Origin of the sequence: Bradyrhizobium hereditatis, from assembly GCF_020329435.1 — a bacterium.
In the GTDB taxonomy this organism is placed as follows: Bacteria; Pseudomonadota; Alphaproteobacteria; order Rhizobiales; family Xanthobacteraceae; genus Bradyrhizobium; species Bradyrhizobium hereditatis.
This window is the reverse complement of sequence record NZ_JAGKJK010000002.1, coordinates 212,377-232,804: the sequence shown is the minus strand read 5'-3', so window position 1 is coordinate 232,804 and position 20,428 is coordinate 212,377. Positions and strand designations below refer to the sequence as shown.

18 protein-coding genes are annotated in these 20,428 nt (G+C 62.4%); 10 read left to right on the top strand and 8 right to left on the bottom strand.

Translation table 11 applies throughout. From position 1 onward, the window contains the following. Window positions 1–39 precede the first annotated feature (39 nt). On the top strand, window positions 40–249 hold the full coding sequence (locus tag J6524_RS06360; protein ID WP_225669526.1) for a cold-shock protein: 210 nt from the start codon (window positions 40–42) through the stop codon (window positions 247–249). 196 nt (window positions 250–445) lie between these two features. Then, window positions 446–1,606 (top strand): acyl-CoA desaturase, encoded by a 1,161-nt coding sequence (locus tag J6524_RS06355; protein WP_225669525.1) that lies wholly within the window; start codon window positions 446–448, stop codon window positions 1,604–1,606. Between the two features lie 782 nt (window positions 1,607–2,388). On the opposite strand, the gene J6524_RS06350 is transcribed toward J6524_RS06355, so the two are convergent. Further along, window positions 2,389–3,072: a L,D-transpeptidase gene (locus J6524_RS06350; RefSeq protein ID WP_225669524.1), complete on the bottom strand. Its 684-nt coding sequence runs from the start codon at window positions 3,070–3,072 to the stop codon at window positions 2,389–2,391. An 800-nt stretch (window positions 3,073–3,872) separates the two neighbouring features. Between J6524_RS06350 and J6524_RS06345 the strand changes: the two genes are divergently transcribed. Next, window positions 3,873–4,250: a cupin domain-containing protein gene (locus tag J6524_RS06345; RefSeq protein WP_225669523.1), complete on the top strand. Its 378-nt coding sequence runs from the start codon at window positions 3,873–3,875 to the stop codon at window positions 4,248–4,250. 80 nt (window positions 4,251–4,330) lie between these two features. On the opposite strand, the gene J6524_RS06340 is transcribed toward J6524_RS06345, so the two are convergent. Continuing rightward, a complete protein-coding gene (locus J6524_RS06340) occupies window positions 4,331–5,728 on the bottom strand; it encodes a TAXI family TRAP transporter solute-binding subunit (protein ID WP_225669522.1) in 1,398 nt (465 codons plus the stop codon). Window positions 5,729–5,859: 131 nt separating this feature from the next. Between J6524_RS06340 and J6524_RS06335 the strand changes: the two genes are divergently transcribed. From J6524_RS06335 to J6524_RS06325, 3 genes are all read left to right on the top strand, one after another. Continuing rightward, window positions 5,860–6,915 (top strand): glycosyltransferase family 4 protein, encoded by a 1,056-nt coding sequence (locus J6524_RS06335; RefSeq protein ID WP_225669521.1) that lies wholly within the window; start codon window positions 5,860–5,862, stop codon window positions 6,913–6,915. 59 nt (window positions 6,916–6,974) lie between these two features. Next, window positions 6,975–7,664 (top strand): class I SAM-dependent methyltransferase, encoded by a 690-nt coding sequence (locus J6524_RS06330; RefSeq protein ID WP_225669520.1) that lies wholly within the window; start codon window positions 6,975–6,977, stop codon window positions 7,662–7,664. Window positions 7,665–7,789: 125 nt separating this feature from the next. Continuing rightward, window positions 7,790–8,407 (top strand): hypothetical protein, encoded by a 618-nt coding sequence (locus J6524_RS06325; RefSeq protein WP_225669519.1) that lies wholly within the window; start codon window positions 7,790–7,792, stop codon window positions 8,405–8,407. 206 nt (window positions 8,408–8,613) lie between these two features. Here J6524_RS06325 and J6524_RS06320 read toward each other — a convergent pair whose 3' ends face one another. Continuing rightward, window positions 8,614–10,278 (bottom strand): aminotransferase class III-fold pyridoxal phosphate-dependent enzyme, encoded by a 1,665-nt coding sequence (locus J6524_RS06320; protein ID WP_225669518.1) that lies wholly within the window; start codon window positions 10,276–10,278, stop codon window positions 8,614–8,616. 34 nt (window positions 10,279–10,312) lie between these two features. On the opposite strand from J6524_RS06320, the gene asd reads away from it, so the two are divergent. Then, window positions 10,313–11,176: an archaetidylserine decarboxylase gene (gene asd, locus J6524_RS06315; RefSeq protein WP_225669837.1), complete on the top strand. Its 864-nt coding sequence runs from the start codon at window positions 10,313–10,315 to the stop codon at window positions 11,174–11,176. Window positions 11,177–11,248: 72 nt separating this feature from the next. After that, window positions 11,249–12,019 carry an NUDIX hydrolase gene (locus tag J6524_RS06310; RefSeq protein WP_225669517.1) on the top strand — a complete coding sequence of 257 codons (771 nt, stop codon included), beginning with the start codon at window positions 11,249–11,251 and terminating at the stop codon, window positions 12,017–12,019. A gap of 141 nt (window positions 12,020–12,160) precedes the next feature. On the opposite strand, the gene J6524_RS06305 is transcribed toward J6524_RS06310, so the two are convergent. Then, window positions 12,161–12,871, bottom strand: a complete 711-nt coding sequence (locus J6524_RS06305; RefSeq protein ID WP_225669516.1) for a DUF2147 domain-containing protein — start codon at window positions 12,869–12,871, stop codon at window positions 12,161–12,163. A gap of 180 nt (window positions 12,872–13,051) precedes the next feature. Here J6524_RS06305 and J6524_RS06300 point away from each other — a divergent pair, with 180 nt between their 5' ends. Both J6524_RS06300 and J6524_RS06295 read left to right on the top strand, forming a co-directional pair. Next, window positions 13,052–13,924: a DUF2147 domain-containing protein gene (locus J6524_RS06300; RefSeq protein WP_225669515.1), complete on the top strand. Its 873-nt coding sequence runs from the start codon at window positions 13,052–13,054 to the stop codon at window positions 13,922–13,924. Window positions 13,925–14,256: 332 nt separating this feature from the next. Then, window positions 14,257–15,510, top strand: a complete 1,254-nt coding sequence (locus J6524_RS06295) for an extensin-like domain-containing protein (RefSeq protein ID WP_225669514.1) — start codon at window positions 14,257–14,259, stop codon at window positions 15,508–15,510. Between the two features lie 256 nt (window positions 15,511–15,766). Here the strand turns inward: J6524_RS06295 and J6524_RS06290 are convergent, their stop codons facing one another. The 4 genes from J6524_RS06290 to J6524_RS06275 form a co-directional block, all read right to left on the bottom strand. Further along, window positions 15,767–15,868, bottom strand: a complete 102-nt coding sequence (locus J6524_RS06290) for a type II toxin-antitoxin system VapB family antitoxin (protein ID WP_225669513.1) — start codon at window positions 15,866–15,868, stop codon at window positions 15,767–15,769. Between the two features lie 63 nt (window positions 15,869–15,931). Continuing rightward, window positions 15,932–16,855: an FAD binding domain-containing protein gene (locus J6524_RS06285; protein WP_225669512.1), complete on the bottom strand. Its 924-nt coding sequence runs from the start codon at window positions 16,853–16,855 to the stop codon at window positions 15,932–15,934. Beyond that, window positions 16,852–19,542, bottom strand: coding sequence for a molybdopterin-dependent oxidoreductase (locus J6524_RS06280; RefSeq protein ID WP_225669511.1), 2,691 nt, complete (start codon window positions 19,540–19,542; stop codon window positions 16,852–16,854). The genes J6524_RS06285 and J6524_RS06280 overlap by 4 nt, the downstream gene beginning before the upstream one ends. Further along, complete coding sequence (locus tag J6524_RS06275) at window positions 19,539–20,210, bottom strand: TetR/AcrR family transcriptional regulator (RefSeq protein WP_225669510.1); 672 nt, start codon at window positions 20,208–20,210, stop codon at window positions 19,539–19,541. The genes J6524_RS06280 and J6524_RS06275 overlap by 4 nt, the downstream gene beginning before the upstream one ends. Window positions 20,211–20,428: the final 218 nt, after the last annotated feature.

The window sequence follows — 20,428 nt, the reverse complement described above, 5'->3', positions numbered from 1 at the left end:
GCGCGATCTCAACTACACACACTCGAAGGACGATCTCCCATGACTACGGGAACAGTGAAGTGGTTCAACAACCAAAAGGGCTTCGGCTTTATTCAGCCGGACCAAGGCAGCCAGGATGTCTTCGTTCATATCAGCGCGGTCGAACGTGCAGGCATGAGCACCCTCAATGAGGGGCAGAAGGTTTCCTTCGAAGTCGTCGCAGACCGCCGGACCGGCAAGTCTGCTGCGGAAAATCTGCGCGCGGTATAAGCCTCCCACACGCCATCAACGCTTTGACCAGGGATGTACTGGCAAAGCCTTTGATAGAGAACCCCGCCACCTGGCTCCGCCAGCGGCGGGGTTCTTTTTGCCGAGCAAATGCTGGCGCCCTGCAAACACGTTTGAGTCGGCCTTGGGCGCCTTTCGTGCGTCCGATAGAAGCCATGAGGAACTGAGAATAATTGATATGTCCAACATCGACGTCGACGACCAGCACGATGACATCGTCTACCCTTCCGCTCTCCCATTTGCATTGATCCATCTGGGATGTGCCGCGGCATTCTGGTCCGGCATCACATCGCAGGCAATCGTTATCGGCATAGCGATATACTGGCTACGCATGTTCGCGATCGGCGCGGGGTACCATCGGTACTTCTCGCATCGGTCCTACTCTACCAGCAGGCTATTTCAATTCATCCTTGCCGCGCTCGCTCAAAGCAGCGCACAAAAGAGCGTTCTGTGGTGGGCGGCCAAACACAGGCACCACCATCTGCATTCGGATACTCATCGCGATGTGCATTCGCCGCGGCACAAAGGTTTCGCGTACAGCCACGTTGGCTGGATCTTCGCGCGAAAACACGATGCGACCGATCTGGTGAAGGTCGCGGACCTGGCATCGTTTCCCGAATTAAGATGGTTGCACAAGTTTGAGGTCTTGCCCGCGGTAGCGCTCGCCGCTTGCTGTTTTCTCGTCGCAGGTTGGTCCGGCCTGGTGGTTGGATTCTTGTGGAGCACGGTGCTGCTTTATCATGCGACCTTTTGCATCAACTCTCTCGCGCATGTTCACGGACGTAAGCGGTATGTCACCGGGGATGATTCTCGCAACAACTGGCTGCTGGCGCTGGTGACGATGGGTGAGGGGTGGCACAACAATCATCACGCCTACCAAAGTAGCGTTCGCCAAGGGTTTCGTTGGTGGGAAATTGATATGACCTTCTACATCTTGAAGGCGCTATCTTATCTTGGAATCGTCTGGGACCTGAAGGCGCCGCCCGAGCAGGTCAGGCGCAACGAACATCGACTCGGAGCGCGGGCCATCAATCGAGCGGCCGAGCAGCTTGCCAAACATTTCAATCCTGAGCGGATTGCGCTGGCTATTACATCGGCGATGCACGCATCCGAATTGTCCAGCCTGCGGGGGGCGCTTAACGAAGCAAAGTGCCATATCGGCGACGCACTGACGGCCGTTCATCTGAACAGGATGCCGACTCGCAACGAGTTACTCGGTCAGGCCCAAGCCATGTTCACACGCACCCGCTCATTGGACGAAATCGTCGATCGAGCATATCATCTTCTTCTTGAATCTGTCGGCTCGCACCTGACTGCATCCCTTCAGCTTCGATCGTAGTGACATGGGCGGGCGCGCTGCTGGCGCAGCATGAGCCTGCGCTGGAAGGACAACAGCGTGCATTGCATCACAGCATGGTCTACACTAGAGCAGCCATAAATTTCAGAGGTAGACAAATGTCATATGCCTATAAGCTGAATGAAGACGTTCACCACCAGCCCCAAGGTCCACAAGGTCGTGCCGCAACTGATCCACCAATGATTTACACAATCGTTCAACGCATGCCCATTGAGGCAGACGGACGGCTTAGATACCGCATCAAGAGCAAATCAGGGAACATTGAGCGAGTGGTTACGGAAGATCAGCTTTCGTATTCTCAGTGATTTAGGGCGGTTGGACGAGTACAGTCTTGCCGAAAGATCGAGAAAATATCCTGAGCGCGCTGCGCGAGAAGCCGCTCAAAATGGCTGCGTAAGAAGCTGCTCAAAACATATGAGCTCATGAAACGCGCCAATGTTGCGCGTGAAGAAACTTGCCAATCCCTCCTGTTGAGAATGCGAGACGAGGGCTTGGTGAAGTTCGATATCATAAAGGGCGATGGCTCATCGGATGATTCGCCAGATTTGGCGGCAGCATCTCTATTAGCTCCGGCGGTTAGCCATGCGACTCCGCAGTCGGAAGCGCTTTGCCGTCTGCCTGCAATTTGGTCGCTTTCGAGGGCAAACGCGGACATCCGCGGCGATTGCCGAAATGAACGCAGTTCATGAGTAGGACCTAGATCAAATACAATACGGCCCCGGCGAATGCCGAGGCCGTCTTTCGTATTTGAGAAACTTAATGGCTCAGCGGATGGTCCGCCCCAGATCGGCGCGGCGGTCCGTCATCGGCAGCACGATCACCTTGGTGCCGACGCTGACGCGCGAATAGAGGTCTTTAACGTCTTCGTTGGTGAGGCGCAGGCAGCCGGAGGAAACGCGGGTGCCGATCGTCGAGGGATCGTTGGTGCCGTGGATGCGATAGATGGTGCCGCCGAGATACATCGCGCGGGCGCCGAGTGGGTTGCCAGGGCCGCCGGCCATGTGGCGCGGCAGATAAGGTTGGCGGGCGATCATTTCCGGCGGCGGGGTCCAGGCCGGCCATTCGGCCTTACGGGTGATCGTCTGCACGCCCGACCAGGTGAAGCCGTCACGGCCGATGCCGATGCCGTAGCGCATCGCTTGGCCGTTGCCGAGCACGAGATAGAGATAGGTGTTAGGGGTATTGATGATGATCGTGCCCGGCGCCTCGCGGGTAGAGTAGTTCACGACCTGGCGGCGCAGGCGGGCCGGAAGCTCGAACCGCTCTTCCTCCTCGCGCGGGGTGGCAGCAACCGGCGGCGGGGCTGCTTCGAACTGCGGCTGCGGCAGGAAGAACGGAAACAGCGGCAGCGGGGCTGCGGTGGCGGGTGCGGAAAATGCGGTGGCGCCGATTGCCAGAGCAGTGAAGGCGGCAGCAAAGCGGGTGTTCAGTCGAAATGAATTAAACATTGGTCGTCCCCTGTTCTACGCCCAGTCGCGCCAGTTTCAGCGCGTCGTTGGGGAAAGCAGTACAGGTGAACCGTTTCAGGACATTTGCACGAAATCGCCAAAATGGTTTCGTCGCGTTAGGGAATTGTTTCGTTAAGGTTTCGTTGACGGACCGTTGGCATGCCGGGTGCAATCTGGTCGCGTAGGCCGAGCAACAATGGATTCAAGTAGGAACCCCCAGGATTTGGCGCCGTTGGAGATGGAGTCCAGAGATAGGCGAGACCCCATGACGAGACCAATGCTTTTAGTTGGCGCCGTTGCCCTGCTATTCCTGTCCGTTCCTGCCAATCCGGCATCGGCGCAGCACGTGATTACAAATCCGGGCAGGTGCGCTCAGTATTATCCAAACGCCAATTGCCAGAATTATGGGCGAGGTAATCCCTACACGAGCTATGGCTGGGCACGAGCGGGACATCGTCACTATTGGGGCCATCGTCATCACCGTCGCCATTGGCGCTGACTACGGCATGATGGAGTTGTTCGAGCGCAAGAGCGATCACCGATAGGTCGCTTTCCTCGACGGCTACGTCGACATAGCACTCGATCATTTCGCAAAACATGCCATTGGCTGCGACAGCACACCACCGTTCCCTTGGTCAGTCGTACTGCCGCATCTTAAGCGACTGGACTCCTCGTAGGTCTGGTGAGGCTATGCTACCGTTCCCACCGTAGCGAAGATTGCGACGTTTGCAGTGGCTGCTGTTGCTACTCGCGTCTTACGGATACGATTGCTTTTTTGATGCATTTTATGGGAGCCAAATATGCAAAAACTATTTCTTACATCCATCATGGCTATGTTGATCAGTTCCGCCCATGCGCAGGGCATCACGCGGGACGAACTTAAGAGAGCAGATTTGACCGGAAAGGACATGGACGTCATCGTCACCATCGTCACTGTCCCGCCCGGTGAAAATCTTCCGAGACACATACATCCGGGCGAGGAAGTCGTTTACGTACTCGACGGTGCGATGCTTGAGCTACCGGACGGAAGCCAGAGGCAATTCCCCACCGGAGCAGCCACGATCAACATTCGTAACGTACCCCATGCCGGCTTCAAAGTTGCAGGCGACGAGGCGTTGAAGATGTTGACAGTCCACATAGTTGATAAAGGAAAACCCGTCACAGAAGTTGTGAAATGACGCGTTTTCAAGAACGTCCTAAGGGAAACTTGCCGCCGCTTCGCAGCGTCGCTCCGCTCTCTTCGAGAAGGGGAGGGAGCCTAGCCGACGCGCATCCGCGGTGAGTCGGCAGCGCCGGCTCCGGCGAGCACCGCGCGGCGGTCGGAGACTGCATGATGAAACTGCTCCAGCGCGAGCGCGATCACTGATAGATCGCTTTCCTCGACGGTGCCGTCGTCATAGCATTCGAGAGTCTCGCGCAACATGCCGTCGGCTGCATTTTGCATCTCGACCAGATCTTCCGGCGTTTCCGCTTTCCTTACCCGTGCAATCAGTTCCAGCAGATGATCGCGATGAGCCAGATACTGCTCGCGCTCGTCCTTGTTCCAGTAATGTTTGAACCAGGCGCCGGCCGATCCGAGGCCCGAGAGGATCAACACCGCGAACCAGATATAGTCAGTGTATTTTTCGAGGAAGGTGCGTTCGTTGCCGTCGATATAGGCGGCTGCGCCCGCATGCGCCGGCAGCGCGGCATCCTTCTCGGTGTCGGGCTTCTCGATCTGTGAGGCGGTCGGCATTTCCCGCGCGAGTTGCTGGCGGTTGGTGAAGAGCTGGCGGGCGAAGGCGGCGACCACCGTATCAGACAATGACTTCGGCGCGATGATCAGATGGTTCACGGCGACCGTATCGACCTTGTCTTCCGGCCGCTGCGGTGAAGAGCCGAAGATGCTGGCGGGAATTTCCTCCGATTCATAGATCGGGTTCTTCTTGGCAATCGCCTCGGCAACTTCGATGGGGAGGAATTTCGGTTCGCCGCGCGCAGCCGCAGTTGCCGCGATCGCATCCACCGTGATCTTGCTCTTGAGCGGACCGACCGCCATGTAGGCGTCGACCGACTGATCTTTTGCCATTTCGTTGATCTGGTTGGTGGCGAACTGGCTGATCGTGACCTTGTCGGGGTTGATGCCGGACTCCTTCAGGATCCCGCGCAGCAGCGTGACATTGGCCTGCGTCCGCCCGATCACGCCGACGCGATGGCCGGCAAGTTCGTCGAGGCTTTTGATCTTCGCCGTCGGCTGCTTCCTCGAGCCCTTGGCGGGAAGGCCAGACGGCGCCCAGAGCACGACGACGTTCTTGCGCAGGATGGCGACCGACTCGGCGTTGGTCGGCAAGTTCAGATCGCCGCGCGCGACGGCGAGGTCGGCCTTGCCGTCGGTGAACAGGGCGATGCTTTCCGTCGTCCCTTCGGTCGTGACCACCGACAGCCGCACCGGACTGCCTTCGCGCGCAAATGTCTGCGCCATGAGCTGGACCAGTTTCTGGTCCTCGCTGTTCGCAGGGCCAACGGCAATCCGCAGCGTTGTCGGCCGCAGCACGTAGTACAGCGTGCCGGCGGCGACGCAGAACACGAGCATCCCGACAGCAAGGATCAGAAGCGCATAGCTCCGTCGCCTTCGCCGCCGGCGGGATCGCGCGGAATTGTCGTTCGTGTCTGACATCATTCTGTCACGTTACATCAAAAGCCTGGTGATGGGTTCAAAAAAGAACCTTACAGAACGATGACGTCATACGCCTGAAATATCCATGTCCCAACGTCCGACTTGAGAATCGTTAATTTCGGATTCGGGCCATGAAGATCTTGATTGCGACGGATGCGTGGCATCCACAGGTGAACGGCGTCGTGCGTACGCTGACGTCGCTTTCGCGCAGCGCTTCGGCGCTTGGCGCCGATATCAGCTTCCTTACGCCGGAGGGATTCCCTTCGCTGCCGTTGCCGACCTATCCGGGCCTGCGCATCGCCCTGCCGACGAGGGGCGAGATCGCGCGGCGGATCGAGGAGGCGGCACCCGAGGCCATCCACATCGCGACCGAGGGGCCGATCGGCTGGATGGTTCGCGCCTACTGCCGCCGCCGCAAGCTCGCGTTTACCACGTCCTATACGACGCGCTTTCCCGAATATGTTGCCGTCCGCACCGGAATTCCCTTGAGCGTCGGCTATGCGGTGATGCGGCACTTTCATGCGGCGTCTTCCACGGTCATGGTCGCAACCGACTCGCTGCGGCAGGAACTTACCGCGCGCGGATTCCGCAAGCTCGGCTTCTGGACGCGCGGCGTCGACACCGAGTTGTTCAACCCGCATAGCCCCGCCACGCTCGATTTGCCGCGGCCGATCTTCATGACCATGGGCCGCGTCGCGGTTGAAAAGAATATCGAAGCGTTTCTGTCGCTTGACCTGCCGGGATCGAAGGTGGTCGTCGGCGACGGACCGCAGAGGGCGCAGCTCGAACAGAAATTTCCGGATGCGATTTTCCTGGGCGAGAAGAAGGGCGCGGACCTGACCGCGCATCTCGCCGCCGCCGACGTCTTCGTGTTTCCTAGCCTGACCGACACGTTCGGCGTCGTGCAGCTCGAGGCATTGGCGTGCGGAACGCCAGTCTCCGCGTTTCCGGTGACCGGCCCGAAGGACGTTATCGCCGATCATCCGATCGGTGCGCTGGATACTGACCTCGGCGCAGCGTGCCTGCGCGCGCTGACGGTGTCGCGCGAGGCGTGCCGGAATTTTGCACTGGCGCGCTCCTGGGAAAACAGCGCGCGGCAGTTCATCGGCAATCTGACGGCGCTGCAGCCGAGCCGCACACTGCGGCCGGTGCTCGGGGTGCCCGCCACCACCGCCGTACAGGGCTGAGTTAAGAAAGTTCATCGCAACAACAGTGATGTGCGTGAGACGAGAAGGCAGAACCAACCATGGCAGATATCATCAAGCTTGACGGTGCGAGGCAGCTCGATTTCGACCGCGAAACGGTCGAGCAGGCCTATGACCGCTGGGCGCCGGTCTACGACCTCGTGTTCGGGGGTGTGTTTTCGAAGGGCCGCAAGGCGGCGATTGCGGCAACCAACAAAATCGGCGGGCGCGTGCTCGAGGTTGGCGTCGGCACCGGCATTTCACTACCGCTATACGCGCCTCACTTGCGTATCTTCGGCACTGACATTTCGGAAGCGATGCTGCAGAAGGCGAAGAAACGCGTCGACGAATTCGGCCTGAAGAACATCGAGGGCCTTGCGGTGATGGACGCCGAGAACCTCGAATTCCCAGACGACTCGTTCGACGTCGTGATGGCGCAATATGTCGTCACCGCGGTGCCGAACCCGGAAAAGGCGCTCGACGAGTTCGCCCGCGTGCTGCGGCCGGGCGGCGAACTGATCATCCTGACCCGCGTGAGCGCCGATGCCGGCATGCGCCGCTTCATCGAGCAGCGCCTGCAGCCGGTGGTTCGTCCGCTCGGCTTCCGCACCGCCGAGTTCGCCTGGTCACGCTATGCGCAGTGGCTCGCCGGTGCGCGCGGCATGGAGCTGGCGGAGCGCCGCCTGATTCCGCCGCTCGGGCATTTCTCCCTGGTGCGTTTCCGCAAAACCGACGTCGCCGCGGCGGCCTGACGCGTAAGCGCTTCTGGCTTGCGTCATCGCGCCGCTGCGCTTTGTCACATGTCAACATCATGATGTCACATGCCGGACATCGAATCCCGATAGACCTCGAACACGAAAGAATGAGGGGGTAGAGAATGATTAAGGACTTCCTGCAGGAACTGAAAACCCAGCGCTGGGATGACCATCGCTACTATCATCACAGCCGCATCAACCAGTCGCTGCACTTCGTCAGCGCGCTGAGCTTCCTGTTTGCCTATGTGATGCTGTTCTTCGATCCCGTCGTGTCGGCGCTGGTCGGCTGGCTGGTCTCGATGACGACGCGGCAGGCCGGTCACTTCTTCTTCGAGCCAAAGGGCTATGACCATGTCAACCAGGCCACCCATGAGCACAAGGAAGATATCAAGGTCGGCTACAACCTGCAGCGCAAGGTCGTGCTGATGACGATCTGGGCCCTGTCGCCCGTGGTGCTGTATTTCAGCCCGACGCTGTTCGGAATGGTCGAGCCGTGGGCCACAAGCGCTGATTTCATGCGCCAGGTTGCCAAGGTGTGGCTGGCGGTCGGCATCGGCGGATTGTTGTTCCGCACCGTGCACCTGTTCTTCATCCGCGACGTCGAGACTGGCCTCGTCTGGATGACCAAGATCATGACCGATCCCTTCCACGATCTGAAACTGTACTACAAGGCGCCGCTGGCCCTCATGAAGGGCGAGCTGATCGATCCGGGCCTCGAGAAGCACGTCAAGCCGGCGTGAGTCTTGCGGGTTAGTAGAGAAAGGCGTCATGGCCGGGCTTGTCCCGGCCATCAACGTTCTAGAGCACTGGATCAGAGGTCGTCATTGCGAGCGAAGCGAAGCAATCGACCTCTCCGCGCGGGGATAGATGGATTGCTTCGTTGCTCTCGCTCCTCGCAATGCCGAAGGAGGCGAGCCTAGCGATGACGACAGAGGGAAGTGCGTCCTTAGCGCCCGAATCTCTTGGCGAGCATCTCTTTCAAAATCCGCCGCTTGATATCCTTGTTAGTCAGCGCAGCATCATGCCACCACCAGCCATCGCGCTTCATCTTCTCGGACGCTGCGACGAAGCGGTCGGCGACTTCGTTGAAGTCGGCGTCGGTGTAGTTGAGGCTGAAGATCAGGCGGCCGGTGCCGACCCAGCTCAAGGCCAATCCCTCGGCACGCAGGTAGTATTGAAGCATCCAGTTGTAGCGGGACGGCTCGGTGTACTGCACCATCCAGATCGAGGAGAGATTGCTGACGCGGACGGGCAGGTCGTTTGCGGCCAGCCGGTCGTTCAAAGCTTTGGCGCGGCCATTCCAGGTCTCGTCGAGTCCCTGGTAGACGGCGTTGAAGTTCGGGCTGGCGAGGCGGCTCAGGAACTCATCCATCGCCGTCATCACATAGGGGTGCGAATTGAAGGTGCCACGGGCGAAGCAGATGTCGGCCGGGCGATCGTCGCGGAAGCGGCGCATCAGATCCTTGCGGCCGCAGACCACGCCGACGGGAAGGCCGCCGGCAAGGCTCTTGCCGTAGGTGACCATGTCGGCGCGGACACCGAAATATTCCTGCGCGCCGCGGGCGGCGAGGCGGAAGCCGACGAAGACCTCGTCGAAGATCAGGACGATGCCGCGCTCGGTGCAGACCTCGCGGAGCTTCTTCAGCCATTCGGTGTAGGCCGCGCGGTCGAACGCGCCCTTGCGCGAGGAGTCGACCAGCGCGGAATCGCCGGGCGCGTTGGCGTTCGGATGCAGCGCCTGCAAGGGGTTGACCAACACGCAGGCGATGTCCTTACGGGTGCGCAGGACGTGCAGCGTGCGCTCCGACATGTCGGCGAGCGTATAGGTTTCGTGCGGCGACACCGGGTTGCCAACGCCGGGCTGCACGTCGCCCCACCAGCCGTGATAGGCGCCGGCGAAGCGGACGAGGTGCGAGCGTTTGGTGTGGTAGCGGGCGAGCCGCACCGCCTGCATGACCGCTTCGGTGCCGGACATGTGGAACGAGACTTCGTCGAGGCCGGAGATTTCGCACAGCCGCCGCACATTCTCGGTGATCACGGGATGATAGGGGCCGAGCACGGGGCCGAGCGCGCGGGCGCGCTTTTCGGCTTCGGTGATGCACTCCTTGTAGAAGTCGTTGCCGAAGATGTTGACGCCGTAGGAGCCGGTCAGGTCGTAGAACACATTGCCGTCGACGTCCGTGACGGTGACGCCGGCGGAGGATTCCATGAAGGTGCCGGTGCCGAGATTTTCCCGCACCAGGCGGCTGTACTGGAACGGAACGCGGTAGCTTTCGGTGAACTGCAGGTCGGAGATGTGCTCGGCCGCGTCGGCCGTCAGTTGCCGGCCTTTGGCGTAACACTCTTCAAACAGGCAGGCGAGGCGGAAGAAGGCGTCCTGCCGCTGCATGGCGACATCCGCGGGCGCGCCGTCGGAAGCGAAGAAGTCGTCGATATCGAACTCGTAATGCGGTACCAGCCGCGCGACCATCTTGGACATTTTGGAATGTCCGGTCAGCGAGCGGTGTTTGGCACGCGACAGTGCGAGCCGCGCCTGCAATTTGGGAAAGACTGCCGCGGCGCTAGCGACCGCAGCGGCGGACAGCGAAAGAATCGGAAGGGACGAATCCATGCCTGAAGCGCTAGCCAATCCTGCTGACAGATTGATGACAATCCGGCGCCTGATCGCCCGCTTCACGGAGCAGGAGGACCTCAATTTCCTGTTGACCAACCGCGTTCCACGGGCGGCGCTGACGCGCTTCATGGGCTGGTTCAGCAAGATCGAGAACCCTTTGGTGCGCGATTTCTCGATTGGGTGCTGGCGGCTCTTTTCCGACCTCGACCTGTCGGAAGCGAGGAAGAGCGAATTCAAGAGCCTGCACGATTGCTTTACGCGCGAGCTGCGCCCCGGGCTGCGGCCGTTCGACCCTGATCCGACGGTCGTAAGCAGCCCGAGTGACGGCATCATCGGCGCGCACGGCCGGATCGCCGATACCGAGCTGTTCCAGATCAAAGGCGCGCCATACTCGCTGCTCGACCTGCTCGGCGATCCCGCGCTGGTCGAGCAACATCGCAACGGCCGCTTCCTGACGCTCAGGTTGACCTCGAGCATGTATCACCGCTTTCACGCGCCGTATGACGCCACGATCAAGCGGGTGACGTTCATCCATGGCGATGTCTGGAACGTCAACCCGATCGCGCTGAAGCGCGTCGAGCGTCTGTTCTGCAAGAACGAGCGCGCGGTGCTGCAGGCGCGGCTGCCGTCGGGCGAGGCGCTGACGCTGGTGCCGGTCGCCGCCATTCTTGTCGCCAGCATCCGCCTGCATTTCCTCGACGTCACACTCAACGCGCAGAGCAGGGGACCGGTGGACTTCGCCTGCCTTGCGCGGGTCAAGAAGGGCGATGAACTCGGCTGGTTCGAGCACGGCTCGACCATCATCGTGCTGGCGCCCGAGAATTTCGAATTCGCCGACAATGTTGTGGAAGGCGGGCGCATCCGCGCGGGCGAGGCGCTGCTGCGGAAACCGTAATCCTGATCTCGATTTTGCGGCCGCTTGTCTCTATATGGTCGCAAGATTCGAAGTCGGAAAGCGGCAAGAAAGATGGCGCGAACGCCTGTGCTGGCGGCGGGAGGCATTGTGCTGCGGCAGGCGGAGCCGCCGCTGTTCGCGGTGGTGCGCCTGCGCAAGCGCAATGAATGGGTTCTGCCCAAGGGCAAACTCGACGACGGCGAGACGCCGCGCGCCGCGGCCGAGCGCGAGGTGATGGAAGAGACCGGGCACGAGGTGTCCGTGCACGAATTCCTGGGCACCCTGGCCTATGAATCCCGCGGTGGCTCCAAGGTGGTGCACTATTGGCGCATGGAAGCGCGCGGTGACGCGGCCTACGAGCTGATGCGCGACGTGAAGGCCGTGGACTGGCTGCCGCTGCCGGACGCCGTGGATCGGCTCTCGCGCGATTACGAGCGTGCGTTTCTTGAGAATGTCGGCCCGATCGCACTCTCCGCGGCCGCACATGCCGCGACCACGCGCAAGCCGCGGGCCAAACAGCCGGCGCAGGAAAAGCGCCGGAGCAGGCGGAGTGTTGCGCCGCCTTCCGTCGCTGCAACGCCCCCAGCCGATCAGCCTCCGCCGCCGATTGCGCCGGATGATGGCCTGACGGTGATGGTCGACACGGTGGTGATCCATGCGGCAGCCGGTGCGTCCGTCGATAAGGCGCAGCCCACCGCTCCAATCGAAGAGGCGCAGCCCGTCGCTCCGCCGTCATTTGCGCCGGAGATCGAGCCTATGGTTGTCGATGCGGCCGCGATGCGACCGCAGCCGCGCAGAAATCTGTTTCAGCGGATGCGGGACTGGCTGCGGCGTGCGGCCTGATCGCAAACCGAGCGAACGAACTTTCGCACAGGAGATTTGTTTCGTCGCGCAACCCGGTAACGAACGCGCAACCATCCGCGAGCGCGCAAAAAAGAAGGCCCCGTGAAATCGCATGGGGCCTTCAGGCTCGGGAGAAAATCGTCAGCTCACGCGCTTCCAGGTCTGGCCGCCGCAGAACATGCCGCCGAAGGCGCAGCCCTGGACTTTGAGCGTATTGGTGCCCTTCAGCGCGATCGTCGAGTCGTAATTGCGGCCGCTGTTCGGATCGTGAATCCGGCCGGTCCACTTGCCGCCTTGCGGCTTCATGTTGATCAGGATCCGCTCGCCGGTGTTGACGGAATAGCCGCACAGGTTGGCGCCGCATTCCTCGATGCGAACGTTGCCCTTGTTCTCTTCAGTCGCCCAGACGCCGAGCGGCGAGTTCGGATCGGACGCGGCCGCTGCGGCGACGGGAGCCGGCTGCGGGGCAGGCGCAGGCGGAGCGACGTTGCTTTGGGCAGGCGTTGCAGCCGCGACGGTCGATTGAGCAGGCGCGGGCGCAGGCGATGGCGCGGCGGGAGCGGCAGGCTGCGCCGTGGCGGCCTGGACCGGAGCCGGCGCAGGCGCCGGTTTCGCCGGCGCGGTGGCGACGACGTCATCGTCGTCCTTGCCCTTCGAGCCGAGGCCCTTGAGATCGATATTGCCGAGCGTGCCGTTGTATCCGGGCGCGGTGATCTTGACGCAGGAAAGGGCGTTGCAATTGCGCGGCGCTTCAACGCGGACGCGCTCGCCATTGACTTCGAAGGTGATCCCGCCGGCCTGCGCCGAGGTCGCGGCCATCAACAATGCGGCGAGGACGTAGAGCTTCTTCATGAGAGCCTCCCGAGCGGCTTGTGGTCGTTGAACGTAGTCGGAACCTATGCGGGCAGGCGGACGCATTCTGTGATGTACGTCACGGGAGGCCAGCAACGAGCAGTGTGGCTCGGTGATTCAAATCACATCCAGCCCAGGTTCCCCGCGACTAGCCTGCCGCATCACCTGCGGGAGGCTTCGATGAAACGACTTGGTTTTCTCGCCGTGCTGATCGCGCTCACATCTTCGGCCGAGGCCGGCCGCTCGATTTCATTCAGCGTCGGCGGTCACCGGGTCCACATCGAATCCTCAAGGCACTGCCGTTCCGGATCGTGCGTCTCGATCTCCAGAAGCCTCGACTGGCGCCGCAAGCGCCTGGAGGAGAATCGCGACGCGGGCGTAGCGCCAAAACCTGTGCCGCCTCAGCCGCAGACGGTCGCGCCGCCCGCACCACCCGCGTCGCCGCCACCGCCGGCGACCACGGCGCCCGCCAAGACCGTCGTCGCCGCGCCGCCCGCCGTCTACTCACCGGCTGCATCGACAAGCGAGATCGTCGCTGCGCCGCCGCCACCTCCGCCGCCCACACCGTCACCGGTTCAGCAGGCTTCTGTCCCGTTGCCGCCGCCGGCCACGAAGCCGGTCGAGGCCGCGCCTCCTGCGCCGGAGGTCGAGCGCGTTGCGCATCAGAGCGAGGAAGAGCCATCGGATTCGCCGATGGGTGACTGGCTGACCGAAGGCAAGGGCACGGTGCGGATCGCCAAATGCGGCAACGCGCTGTGCGGCTATCTGCTGATGTCATCGAACGAGAGGGGCGAAGCGATCCTGATCAACATGAAGCCGAAGAAAGAACGGCAATGGACCGGCAGCATCTACAGCCAGGACAGCGGCGAGACCTACTACGGCACAATGTCGATGAAGGGGACCAACACGCTTCGCGTCGAAGCCTGCGCGCTCTATCGCTTCTACTGCTCCGGCAACAACTGGAGCCGCATCACCCGCCGCGCCGACAGCCTGGCAACGTCATGGCCGACGTCCGCCGGGCAGCGTTTGGCTTTACGCGAAAACGCCCGGTGACACGGTCACCGGGCGCTCTAGCTCCACCTTTAGGATGGGAAGTCTAGAACACGCCGAGCACAATCGCGCCGACGAAGGCGAGTGCAACATATGCGGCTACAACGCCAAGCCTGCTGACGAGAGGACTTACGAAATCCATTGGGAAGGCTCCCTTGGGTTCAAGTCGTGCCCGCAACTAACTTCGAGGCTAGCAAAGCGTTCCCGGCCCAAAAAGTAAGTTTTATTGTCCATCCAGCCGCTCTCCACAGGCGACGAGACCCGGAAACATGGTAAAAAATTCGTAAAATCAATATGTTGAAGAGTCTTTAAATAAATTAGTTGAACCTGCGCGGATGACGCGCGGAGTTCGTTTGTATCTCGTCGGCTCCTTCGTCCTCGTTTCGCTAGCTGGTTGTGGCCGCGGATTCTTTCAGTCCGCCGAGCGCGAACCGTGGCGCGCCGAGGCCGAAATCGCTTGCCTGAAGTCCGGTGCGGTCAAAGAAAGCCCCGAAGTGGTCCGGATCGATCCGATCTCCGGTCCCGGTGTGTGCGGTGCGGAATACCCGCTGAAGGTGGCGGCGCTCGGCGAAAACATCACGAGCTTCGGCTTTGCTGACGAAAGCCTGCGGCCGCCCGCCAATATCGGCAATCAGCCGCGCTGGCCGATCAGCCGCGCGCCGGCGGCAGCGCCGCCACAAGGGAATTATCCGAGCACGTATTCAGGCAACCATTCGGGAAGCTATCCGGCACCGAGTCAGCCGAACTATGCCGCGCCATCGAACGGTCCGATCTCGCTTTCCGCGCCGGGCGTCGCCGCTCCGCAGGAAAACGATATCGATCTGCCTCCCGAGGGTACGCCGGCATCGCGCAACGGCGGCTATATGGCGGCGCCGTCCTATCAGTCGCGCGAGCGATATGCGCCGCAGTCGTCTGCGCCATATTCACAGCCATCCTATTCAGCATCGCCGTCGCCGGCCGCGCCGCGGCTCGGACCGGCGCAGGGCAATCCGGTCAACGCCTTCGGGCAGGTCTCGATGAAGCCTGCGGCGACGCTCGCATGCCCCATCGTCTCCGCGCTCGACCGCTGGCTCACCGATTCCGTGCAGCCGGCGTCGATGCGCTGGTTCGGCGTACGCGTCGTCGAGATCAAGCAGATCTCCGCCTATTCCTGCCGCGGCATGAACGGCAATCCGCACGCGCATATTTCCGAGCATGCCTTCGGCAATGCGCTCGACATCGCAGGCTTCACGCTCGCCGACGGACGGCGCGTGACGGTGAGGGGCGGCTGGCGCGGCCTGCCGGAAGAGCAGGGCTTCCTGCGCGACATCCAGGCCGCCGCCTGCCAGCAGTTCAACACCGTGCTGGCGCCGGGCTCCAACTCGCACCACGAGGATCACATCCACGTCGACCTGATGCGCCGCCCGTCGCGCCGCACCATCTGCCAGCCGGCCGCGGTCTCAGGCGAGCAGGTCGCCGCGCGCGCCCAGCGCAATCCTTACGGGTCGCGCGATCCCTATTCGACGGGATCGCTCGGCAAGAAGTCGATCTCGCGCTGGTTCGGAGCCCGCAGCAAGGTCAACGAGGAAGACGAGTTCGAGGATCATTAGATTCCGTTAGCTTCGTAGGATGGGTGGAGCGAACTCATCAATCCTGTTCGCTAAGCATGATGGAATTAGATTTGATTGCGACCACGAAGAAGGTGCCTTCCCTCTCCCGCTTGCGGGGGAGGGTTGGGGTGGGGGTGTCTCCGCGGGCGATGCCGCCCGAGTGGAGAGAGCCCCCACCCGGCGCTTCGCGCCGACCTCCCCCGCAAGCGGGAGAGGTGAACCGCATATTCGGCGAACTTGATCTAACCAAAACTCATCATGTCCTAAGCAGCGCCACGATTACAGCCGACGTCAAGTTCTCGCCGGTGAGCTCCGCCAGCTCGTTTGCCAGCTTGTGCGCTTCATCGTTCAGGTGCATTGGGCGGCGGCCTTGGGCTAATAGTAGAAGGTATGAATTCATCATACCAAGAATGCCTGAAGTCTACCCCATGAGCCGCTCCAGCACATCCCGCACGATGCCCTTCAAGAGATCGACCTTGTAGCCCGTCATTGGCAATGGCTTCGCGCCGGAAGTCGCCTGCTGCGCAGCCTCGGCGATGATGGATACAGATGCTTGCTTGCCCTGCAACACACCTTCCGCAGCCGCGAGCCGCAGCGGCACCGGGGCGATGCCGCCGGCAGCGAGGCGGATGAGGTGGAACGTGCCGTCCCTGATCACGGCACGCGCGCAGACTTCGACCAGCGGCCATTCGGCATGCGTGCGGCTGATCGCGCGCTTGTATAGTGCGCGCTCGCCTTGCAGCGGCGAGGCAAGTGTGACGCTCTTGATCATCTCGCCCGGCTGCAACGTGTTGTCGGCGGTGCCGTTGGAGCCGTCGCCGAGCAGATCGCCGATCGTCAGCGAGCTTCTTCGATCGGTGGTTACTTTCGCTTCATAGGCGAGCAGCGCCGCCGCCATAGTCGAGGGATGCGGCGCCACGCAGGGGCCGAGGTCGAAGGCGACATGATAGAGATGATTGCCGGATCGTGCCGGACAGTCGGAGCCGCCTTTCTTCAGGCACGCGATGTGCGGGTTTCGAAAATACCAGCAGCGCGAACGCTGTGCGAGATTGCCGCCGAGGGTGGCGAGGTGACGGATCTGTGGCGTTGCCAGACCTTGCGCGGAGGCCGCAACGCCCGGATATGCGGCGGCAATGAGCGGATCGGCGGCGATCGCCGCAATGGTCGTGAACGCGCCGAGGCGCAAGCTCCCGTCGGCGGCCCAATGCATCCCGATCATATCGGGTGCGGCCGCAATATCGATCAACGGTCCCCTCGAGACGCCGCTGCGTCGTCGCTCGGAGAGATCGGTGCCGGCGGCGCGGAATTCACCTGTGTGCGTAGCGTTCATGGCTGTTGCTGTCATGCGGCGGCCCTCCCTTTGAGTGCGGCGACGAGACGATCGGGGCGGATCGGCAACTCCGTCAGCCGAACGCCTGTAGCGTTGTGAATCGCATTGGCGACCGCCGGCGAGGTGGGCACGGTCGCGACCTCACCGATGCCGACACCACCGCCGAGCACGTGATCATATCCAGCCTGGTCGAAATGCACGTCGATGACAGGCGTGTCGGCAATGCCGGGAATCCGGTAATCTTCCATGCTGCCGCTGAGCACATCTCCCGTGCGCGAATCAACCTCTCGCGCTTCGTAGAGCGCGTAGCCGATGCCTTGAATGACGGCGCCGGCTGCCTGGCTGTGCGCCAGCGCGGGCGCCACGATCTTGCCGACCGCAATGCCGGTGTGAACGTTGACGACGCGCACATGGCCGAGCCAGGTGTCGACCTCGACCTCGACGATCTGCACCGAGCTCGGCACGCCGGCGCCGATCGCAAGATTGGAGAAGCGCCGCATCATCCAGCCGAAGATCCAGCCCAGGAAGCCGGCCTGCTTTAGTGGCGACTCGACGCCCGGCGCCGTCCGGCGGGAGTCTTCCGGCCGCACGCCTGACGCGGAGAGGTCAGGCGATGCCGCGAGCAACTCGCGCCAGGGCGCGTTGGAGCCGGGGACGGGTTGTCGTCTTGCATTCTGCCGGATTGCGGTCTTCAGCTGCCCGATCGCAAGCAGCATCGGCGGAATGACTGATGCCGTGACGCGGCTTCCGCCCGAGCCGGGCCCTTCCGGCAATTTCGAATCGCCGATCCTGACGTCAATCTCATGCGGCTCCAGTCCGAACTCGCGTGCGATCGTATTGGCGATCACGGTGCGCGTACCGGTGCCGATGTCCTGGGTGGCAGTGCTGACAACGAGCCGTCCGCGCTTGACCGATACTTCAACCTTCGAACCCGGCTGCCACAGATAAAGCCAGTAGCCGGTGGCGACGCCGACGCCGCGGCGATAGCGGCCGCTCTGCGCGGCGATCGGTTTCCGGTTGCGCCACACATCCAGGCTCAAGGCCCAATCGTAGAGCCGTTGGCGGTTCGGGTCGGGGTCCCAGCGCTTGCGCAGCGCGATCGGATCGACGTTCATGCGCAGCGCGGCCTCGTCGATCGCCTGTTCAAGCGCAAATGCCATCGGCGGACCGCCGGGGCCGCGGAAGGGCGCACCCGCCGGCAGATTGCTGATGACGTCGAAATCGGCGAGCTCCTTTGCTTCCGCCGGATAGATCAGGCGTGCAAGGGCGGCGATCGTGGAGTTCGTGGCCGCGCCGGTGTCGGCATGTGCGGTGAAAGACAGCGCCTTCAATTCGCCCTGCTCGGACGGCAGCAGCGCGATTTTCATCTCCGCCGCCGGCCGATAACCGGTGACGGACAATTCCTCGTGCCGGTCATAGGCAACTCTCACCGGCGCCTTGGCTTCGCGCGCCAGATCGATCGCAGTGGTTGTCTCCACGCCAAGCGCGGCTTTCGAGCCAAAGCCGCCGCCGACATGATCGGCGATCACGCGCACCTTGTCGTGGTCGAGCTTATAGCGCTTGGCGATCAGCTCCATCAGATGAAACACGGCCTGCGTCGAGACGTGGACAGTGAGACGGTCGCCGTCGAAGCGCGCGACGGCGGCGTGCGGCTCGAGACAGGAATGCTGCTGCGTGCCGGTGCGGAAGGTGGCTTCCACCAGCAGCGGATTGTTCGCCGCGCGTGCGTCGGCGACCCAGCTTCGCACCTTCCTCGGCTTTTTGGAAAAGGCCGCCGTCGGCCCACGGATATTGCCTTTCCAGGAGGCCGGCGAGCCGCCGCCTTCGGAGACGTTGCCGGCCTTCTTGCGCGCGGATTTTTCGAACACGACAGGGGCATTCGCGCTTCGCGCGTCATCGAGCCCGATCACCGATGGCAGGCGTTCGCTGGTGAGCTTGATGGCGGCGATCGCAGCCAGCGCGGTCTTGCGATCGGTAGCAGCAACGGCTGCGATGGGTTCGCCGACATAGCGGACGACGCGATCGTCACCGAGCAGCGATATCGCGGCATTCACGCCCGGCATTGTACGCGCCGGCGCCAGATCGAGCTCGCTGATGCGAGCATGCGCAAACGGCGAGCGCAGGATCACGCCTTCGAGCTGGCCGTCATGGTGAATATCGACCGTGTACTTCGCCGATCCCGTCACCTTGTCGCGGGCTTCCAAGCGCGGCGGCAGGATGTCGTTGCCGTCGAAGCGGCCGGCGCAGGCATCCGCCACGGCGCGGAAGATGCCATCATAGGCACCGCAGCGACAGAGATGTCCTGACAATGCCGCGCCGATTTCCTCGCGCGACGGCACCCCCGTTCCCTTGGCTGCGCGCCAGCGGTCGTGAAACGCCGCGGCCTCGACGATGAAGCCCGGCGTGCAGAAGCCGCATTGCAGCGCATCGTGCGCCATGAAGGCCTTCTGCACCGGATGCAGGTCTTTCGCACCGATGCCTTCGACAGTGGTCACGCTCCTGTTTGCAGCGGCGTGCGCCGGCATCAGGCAGCTCACGGCAGGCTCGCCATCGACCAGCACTGTGCAGGCGCCGCAGACGCCGGCCCCGCATACGAGCTTGGTGCCAGTAAGGTCGAGTGTGTCGCGCACCACATCGACCAACAGCGCGTCGGGATCATCGGGGAGGGAAGCTGGCTTGCCGTTGATCGTCATGGTGCTCATCTGCGATCTCCAGGTTGGCGGGCGGATTTTTTGACTGGCTTCGGTTTGGCCGCGCGTGGCCGTTTCGGGCGCGGTTTCGCCGGGCCAAGGGCGCCGGCGATCAGCGTGCGCAGCATGATTTCCAGATCCTTCAGAAAGGCGCCGGGCGGCTGCAGCGCAGGGTAGGCGGATTTCGTACCGTTGACCGCCATCTCGACGCATCGCGCCAGCTCGCGCGGCGTCATGCCGGCGCTCAGAACGAGGCCCTGCTTACGGCAGACACGCGTGATCGTCGTGGCGAGCTGCTCCGCATAGGCGGCGGTATATTTCTGGTAGAGGTCGCGCGCCTGCAGCAGATGCTCGGAAAACAACTCCTCGACATGGGGCGAGCCGTCGAGCGAAGCGACCATCTGTCCGAGCTTGGCGGAGACGGACGCGACGAGAATATCGGCGAGGCTGCCGCCGGCCTTTTCCGTGGCAGTAGCAGCGGCGATTTCGGCGGCAAGCGCCTCCTCATGCAGCCGTTCGATGACGGCGCGAAACAACGCTTCTTTGGACTTGAAGTGGTGATAGAGCGCCTGCCGCGTCAGCCCGGCGGCATCGGCGGCTTGCTCGATCGAGGAACGCCGGAAACCGTGCCGGCGAAATACCAGCATCGCGGCATCGAGAATGCGGGTCCGTGGGTTCATTTGACGAATTTTACAGAAGTAGATGAACTGTCAAATCACGGGGGCGCGAGGATGGCGCCGGCGACGATGTCAGGGCGCGATGTCACTGATATGATGGCGCTTTGCCGGGCCGCCAATCGCAAGGTCCGTCGCCGTCGCGGCCGGCCGCCTCGAAACGGAGGGAGGTGCGTGCCCCGGACGCGGCGCACTACGCAGCGCTGCGCGCTGTATCGCGCCCG